5 protein-coding genes and 1 pseudogene are annotated in these 6,152 nt (G+C 47.6%); 4 read left to right on the top strand and 2 right to left on the bottom strand.

Going from position 1 to position 6,152, the window contains the following annotated elements:
- From JWF83_RS02610 to JWF83_RS02595, 4 genes and pseudogenes are all read left to right on the top strand, one after another.
- Positions 1-699 (top strand): Rpn family recombination-promoting nuclease/putative transposase (locus tag JWF83_RS02610; protein ID WP_413648452.1); only part of this gene is annotated, 699 nt, incomplete at its 5' end.
- Positions 700-1,498: 799 nt separating this feature from the next.
- Positions 1,499-1,809 (top strand): annotated as a pseudogene (locus JWF83_RS02605) (integrase core domain-containing protein); the annotation flags it as partial.
- A 124-nt stretch (positions 1,810-1,933) separates the two neighbouring features.
- A complete protein-coding gene (locus tag JWF83_RS02600) occupies positions 1,934-3,124 on the top strand; it encodes an FRG domain-containing protein (RefSeq protein WP_413648450.1) in 1,191 nt (396 codons plus the stop codon).
- A gap of 436 nt (positions 3,125-3,560) precedes the next feature.
- Positions 3,561-3,896, top strand: a complete 336-nt coding sequence (locus JWF83_RS02595) for a hypothetical protein (RefSeq protein ID WP_413648448.1) — start codon at positions 3,561-3,563, stop codon at positions 3,894-3,896.
- Between the two features lie 140 nt (positions 3,897-4,036).
- Here the strand turns inward: JWF83_RS02595 and JWF83_RS02590 are convergent, their stop codons facing one another.
- Together JWF83_RS02590 and JWF83_RS02585 are read right to left on the bottom strand one after the other, a co-directional pair.
- Positions 4,037-4,540 (bottom strand): peptidase M14, encoded by a 504-nt coding sequence (locus JWF83_RS02590; RefSeq protein WP_413648447.1) that lies wholly within the window; start codon positions 4,538-4,540, stop codon positions 4,037-4,039.
- A gap of 410 nt (positions 4,541-4,950) precedes the next feature.
- Positions 4,951-5,940 (bottom strand): IS110 family transposase, encoded by a 990-nt coding sequence (locus JWF83_RS02585; RefSeq protein WP_413647956.1) that lies wholly within the window; start codon positions 5,938-5,940, stop codon positions 4,951-4,953.
- Positions 5,941-6,152: the final 212 nt, after the last annotated feature.

The raw sequence follows: 6,152 nt of genomic DNA, 5'->3' as shown, positions 1-6,152 counted from the left end.
TGTTTGATTGAGCATCAGAGCACCCCCGACAGGCTGATGACCTTCCGCCTGATGCGCTATGCACTGGCGGCGATGCAGCGGCATCTGGATAACCATAAAAAGGCAAAGGAACTGCCGCTGGTGATCCCAGTCCTGTTTTATCACGGTAAAATCGCACCTTATCCCTATTCCATGAACTGGATGGATGCATTCAGTGACACGAACGCAGCGCGGCAGCTTTACTGCGGCGATTTTCCGCTGGTGGATGTTACAACGATCAGCGACGATGAGATTATCAGGCACCGGCGTATTGCCGCGCAGGAACTGGTGCAGAAGCATATCCGTCAGCGTGATATGGCAGAACTGGAGCCGCTACTGGTCATGCTGCTGCAGCTGGATTACAATACATCCGAACAGCTGGAGGCGTTATTCAACTACATGCTAATGGTTGGGGATACGGCAAATCCTGACGCCTTTATCAGCACTCTGGTGCAGCGTTTACCGCAACATGGAGACATAATCATGACTATCGCACAAAAGCTCGAAGAAAAAGCACGGAAGGAAGGGATTATTTTGGGTGAGCAAAAGGGCCGTGAAGCAGAACGCCAGAAAACTCAACTTGAGATCGCGCGTAACATGCTTTCAAACGGTATGGATCAGAATGTAGTGTTGGCGATGACCGGCCTGACTGACTATGACCTTAAGCAAATTCGCCATTAATCTCTTTATCCGTGCTGACCCCCTATTTAATCTGATACTTTTATTGAACCAAGTGAAACCTCATCTGACTGTCGGTTTTGTGCCAATAGCTGACGTATCAAAGCGTTGGTGCGAGTTAATTAACGAGGGGTTGGTCATAGCTGTTGAGTAATTAATCTAAATAATAGACATTCATGCCGGATGGTTTGAAAATCGTAATTCTATGATTTACATATTCGGGCATAAAAGCGGATGAGCGAAAATTTAGAATTCATGTTGTTAGCGCTTGAAAATCACGTCAAGCCTTACCAGGCTGCAGACCAAATCCACCTGTAGGGTGCGTGATTGTCCATAAACGGGCGGTAGTTTTCTAAGGCTTCACTCAACTTCCAGGCCATCATCACGCAGAGATAGACGCCATTTCAAAACTAACAGTTCCAATTGGTGAATGTGAAATCTTTGTCACACTTGAACCCTGCTCCTATCAAGGAAGAACCCCCTCCTGTGCCTTGACACTTGCTGAACTGAAACCACGCCATATCTACGTAGCCATGGAAGACCCGCACCCTAGAAACCGTGGGGAAGGACTCAGAATTTTAAAAAATGCAGGGGTCAGCTTTACATTAGGCATTGGTAAACGAGAGGTAGAGAATTTTCTATCCCCTTATCTGGCGAAGTCCTAGGCCTTATGGACATAACAAAACTGTGTCGGCCATAAAATTTCTGTTCGTTCTTAGCTGTCTACAGGCAGTTTTGTGCCAGGAGCGGACTTTTAGTGGTTTTAAAACTCCCATATTGCAGCCAAATATTGTCGACCACTTCAATTCAGGGCAGTCGTTATACGAGCAGGCAGGTACTGTGTAGATACCAGATCTCGCGGAGCATGAGCTGGCGCGGAAACTGCTGGGATAATAGCCCAATGGAGCGCTTCTTCAGTAGTCTGAAGAACGAATGGGTGCCGATGATAGGTTACATGAACTTCAGTGACGCAGCCCACGCAATGACGGACTTATCGTTAGGTATTACAGCGTGCTAAGGCCGCATGAATATAACGTTGGGTCACCTTACCACCAAACGAATCGGAAAACCGGTACAGGAAAAAACTCTAACTCGGCGATCAGCTTTAGTTGACAGCCACACTCATTGGTGATAGTAACAGTTATTCGACAGCTTTCTATAAAATATAATCTAGAAGTGAAAAACGCTCGTATGTCTCGGCTTTACTATTAACCCACTATTGGAAAATAAGAAACGCATGGCGCATTATAATAACTATTGGAATTACTACAGCGATGACTTCGATTGGCCGAACGATTGCTATTCCCCAAACTTAGAGAAGACTCGACAAATTTATTCTGACCTTGGCCTCCAAACTGCAGAAGCCGAAGCACTAATTTCGTCAGGATATGTGAATATGGATGGTGATATAATTATAGATCGTTATTATGGCGGACCTCTAGCCAGTTCTGATCTTACCACACGAATTCATAAAGATTATTTTTCCGAATGGTATCAGATGGCAAAGTCTGGTAAGATCTCCCGTAGAGATATTTTTTTAAACACAGCAAAATCATACGAAGAATTAACGAGGAAAGTTAACAAAATCCAGGAGTCCCTAGGGGAAAAACTATTGTTCCGTGGGCAGATTATGCATTACGAGATTACTCGCCCAATCAGAAATCCATACTTACTTATCGAAGGGCTTGGCGAAACATCTCTTATTCCTTCTATTTGGCGAAATCTCCTCCAGAATCAACCGCAATCATTTCACCATTTTAATGGTCTTAACTTGCATGAGTGGTCGAAGATTATCTATTCACAATTCGACATCGAGGAAGTGGATCGGCGAATAAACAAACTCATAAAACGAGGTGAATGGATATATTCAGAACAAGATATGGAGGATTCAGATGATCCCTTGGTGAGTCTCTTTGGCCGAGTTCGATTGGATTTAATTATGGGCCAGAATCACAATCTGGCTGACCTACTTAATACTCTTCTGCAGCACTACGGACTGTTTTCGCCGTACTTAGATTTAAGCAGTGATTTGCGAGTAGCAATGTTTTTTGCGAGTCATCGTTTTGCTCCCAATACTGGCAATGATCATTACCAATTCGTCGGAAGCAACGGTTCGAAGTCCATCCTGTACTTGTTTAAGCATAAACAGAATGAAATGGCGGTATATGCACACGACCGGGTTCTTCATGGTCTACAGCCACTTCGACCGAAGAGGCAATCATGTGTAGTCTGCCGATCAGGTCCGTACGCGCTTAATCTTGCGGGCTTATATCTTGTTGGCGCGATTCGAGTCGATTTCGAACTACCAGAGTCCGAACGTTTATCGTCGCCCGAGCTCTTTCCTGATGAACATGAGGATAATTTTCTCGCGGCCCTAATCGAAAATTGCAGGCATCCAGAAAAGGTGACCACTTTTCGACATCGATAGTCACTCTTAAATAGCACAATAAACTGTGGTAGCTCAAACTCATCTGACAGCCACTGTCAGGTCAAGTCATACTTAGTCATAAAATTATCCACAGGCGACTTTGGGTCGAAATCGGTCAGAAACAACCGCTAGTTTTTGGCCAAAAGCGTAAGTTGTTACTGCGGTTAGTCTTAGCGAATGGGGGGCTGGTCCATTTGACCTACTCCCCGATGATTAACCATCCTCAATGTTAGTCGTGTAGTTATTGGAGTTGCGAACTTCCGCTGTTCGCTCTCAGCAGACCTTCAGCGTCACGTGTTTGTCTGCTGTGTGCAAGGAGCAGACGTACAGCTGTTTAATTTTTGGCATAAAACTGCGCGCTCTTTGGTTGTTCAGGTGTTTCTGTCCAGCAGTGGCATCTGGTAAAATTCCTAACCCTTAACAGACAGGATTCTCAATGAAAGTTATTACTACTCTCATTATTGTTGGCTGCATGTATGTCAGCGCAGCTGGAGCGGCAGAGCGATGCGAGTCCATCGCTTCATCTTTAATCCGTGCAGCAATGATTACACCAAGCAGTGCCTTCGATTTTCGGCCTTCGGAAAAGCAGTTGATCTCCATGTGCAATATTGGAAGTGATGCAGCTGCAAAGGGCGAAAACATAAACGATGCCATTATTGCAAATCTTAAGTACCGTAATGAGATGGCAAGGAAAATTCCAGACGGAAATAAGGCTGTACTTGAGCTGGCTGACCTAGCATTTCAGTTAGGCTTTGATACCTACAACAAATAACGGTAGGGATATCCGTGTCCAGCAGTGTCGCCCGGACAGGTGTTCCGGGAAAGTGACATCACCCGCTCTGCACAGCTGCGCCGGTGACCTGATTTTGCTTCCCCCTTGGCAAACAGGAACTTCTGTCTACATGTTCTGCCTTACCTCTGCCAGAACGCCCACCATGCATGTGGTTTGCCCTGAAGCGCAGCTTTATCCTGAAGCAATTCTGCACTCACTACCCCCTGAAGCACAGAAACGGAATTTCTCGCGGCATCACGGCAGGAGTCAATAAGGTCACTGGGTTTTCTGAGCAGGATAAATTTCGATACTTTTGCCTGAGTATCAAAAGCATAGACTCGCAATTCTGACGTGGATGTGAGACTCACAATATTATGCAACCGCATATAATCGGTGTAATCCTCACCGCCTGGGTCGCATGAATCATAAAGATATTTTTGCATCAGCAATTGCGATGAAGAAAGGAAATCTATATAGCGGTCTGTTTTTTTCTCTATATCTCGCAGTCGTTGAGCCACTGCTTCTTTCCTGATTTCATGGCGGTGTGTTAATTTTAATGTAATCCAACCGCCAACAATGGTGATTAACGCACCCAGCCCGATTTTAACAGCACTATCAGCCACACCCACCCATTCAACAGACATCTGCTATCCCGTATCTTTCTGTGATGATCATGGCTGTCAGTATAAATCCCCGGCAGATTCGACAGACAGCACTTTCTGTCCATTACCCATGTGCTTATCCCCCGTTTCTGTGGATAAACAACTCTGGTGCCCCTGTGCCAGTCTCTGCCGTGTTGATTGCACTCGCTCCGTGCAAATCGTGCTTTTCAATCAGGACGAAAGAGCACATGCGGAAATAATGTCCAGTGATGAGGTCAGTCAGATCAGAATTAACCATCTTTACTTTATTGCGTAACTGCAAATCGCGCAGTTTCTAAACATCATAGTTCCGCTGCTCACTCTCAGCAGAAGTTCAGCGTCACGTGTTTGTCTGCTGCGTGCCAAAAGCGGACGTTGCTAACTCGCATACTTCGTAGCTACCGTCTTGAACGTCAAGCGGTAGCTGCATAGTTTGCGTCCCATGGCTGCCGTGTCTTCAGTACCCCGTAGCACAGATGCACCAGTTTCCTCATCACCGCACCCACTGCCGCTTTTTTTGCGGTGCCTCTGGCAAGCAGCCGCTCATAAAGCGCCTTGCCCTGTGCGTTATAACGAATGGCGCTCAGCGCGGCCACATACAGCTTTGCACGCACTTCCGGTGGCCCCGCCTTTGACATCCGCGGCCTGTGCCATACCGAGCTTCCTGATGACCTTTCCACCGGGACCAGACCGAGATACGCCGCCACCTGCGAAGCGCTCCTGAACTCTCCTGCGCGCAGAACTGCCAGCATCATCTGGCCGGTTTTATCCTTGACGCACTTTATCGACTTCAGCAGGTCGAGATCTTCTTTCAGTCCGGGATGGTTGTTTATATGGTCTGCGATAAGCTGCTCTATGCGCTCCAGCTCTTTCTGCAGCCACTGGCGGGTGCGCTTAAGGGATGTTATCACCTCGCGCGGCGTCTGCGTTGAGAGAGCCTTTTCCAGGCGGTTGAGGGTGCGCTGCACATCCTCCTGCAGGGCGTCCCGGCGGCGCAACAGTGCCCGCAGTTTGCGGACTTCCGGCGCGGGGGGAACCCAGGGTTCAGGCTGTTTCAGTTCACCGTAGCAGGCCAGAACAAAAGCATCCACGGTGTCATTTTTGGTCAGGATACCCATGCCTCTTGCGAACTCGCGCACCCGCTGCGGATTTGCCATACAGACGGTTACGGTGCTGTCGTGATGAAGGGCAAAGGCGAGGTTTTCGTGATAAACGCTGGTCGCCTCCATAACCACGGTCACCTGTGCGGGATCACACTTCTGCCGGAGCAGCCAGGTCTTCAGCTCCCGGTCAGCACCGGGTGCATTCTTAAAGACTTTGCTTTTCTTTTTCCCCGAGGAGCCTTCGGGGAGCAGGCAGACATCGAATTTTTGTTTGCTGATATCAACGCCGAGATAAATCATGAGGTTGTCTCCCTTTCACATAAACCATCACGCCATCCTGCCTTGTACATACGAAGTCAGAGCTTCCGGTTACCGTTCAGAGTAGATGCTGGCGTGAAAGGAGAAACGGAGGGATTATGCTACGAATGAAGGTCAGAGCCTTAAGGGGAGCCTGAATCTGCCTCCGTTTCATGTAGTGGTAGCTAACCACCACAGAAAACAAGATACAAGGG

Origin of the sequence: Pantoea sp. B65 (assembly GCF_047308185.1) — a bacterium.
Taxonomy (GTDB): Bacteria; Pseudomonadota; Gammaproteobacteria; order Enterobacterales; family Enterobacteriaceae; genus Erwinia.
Note: the sequence above shows the minus strand (reverse complement) of the source record. Positions and strands in the feature narration are given on the sequence as shown.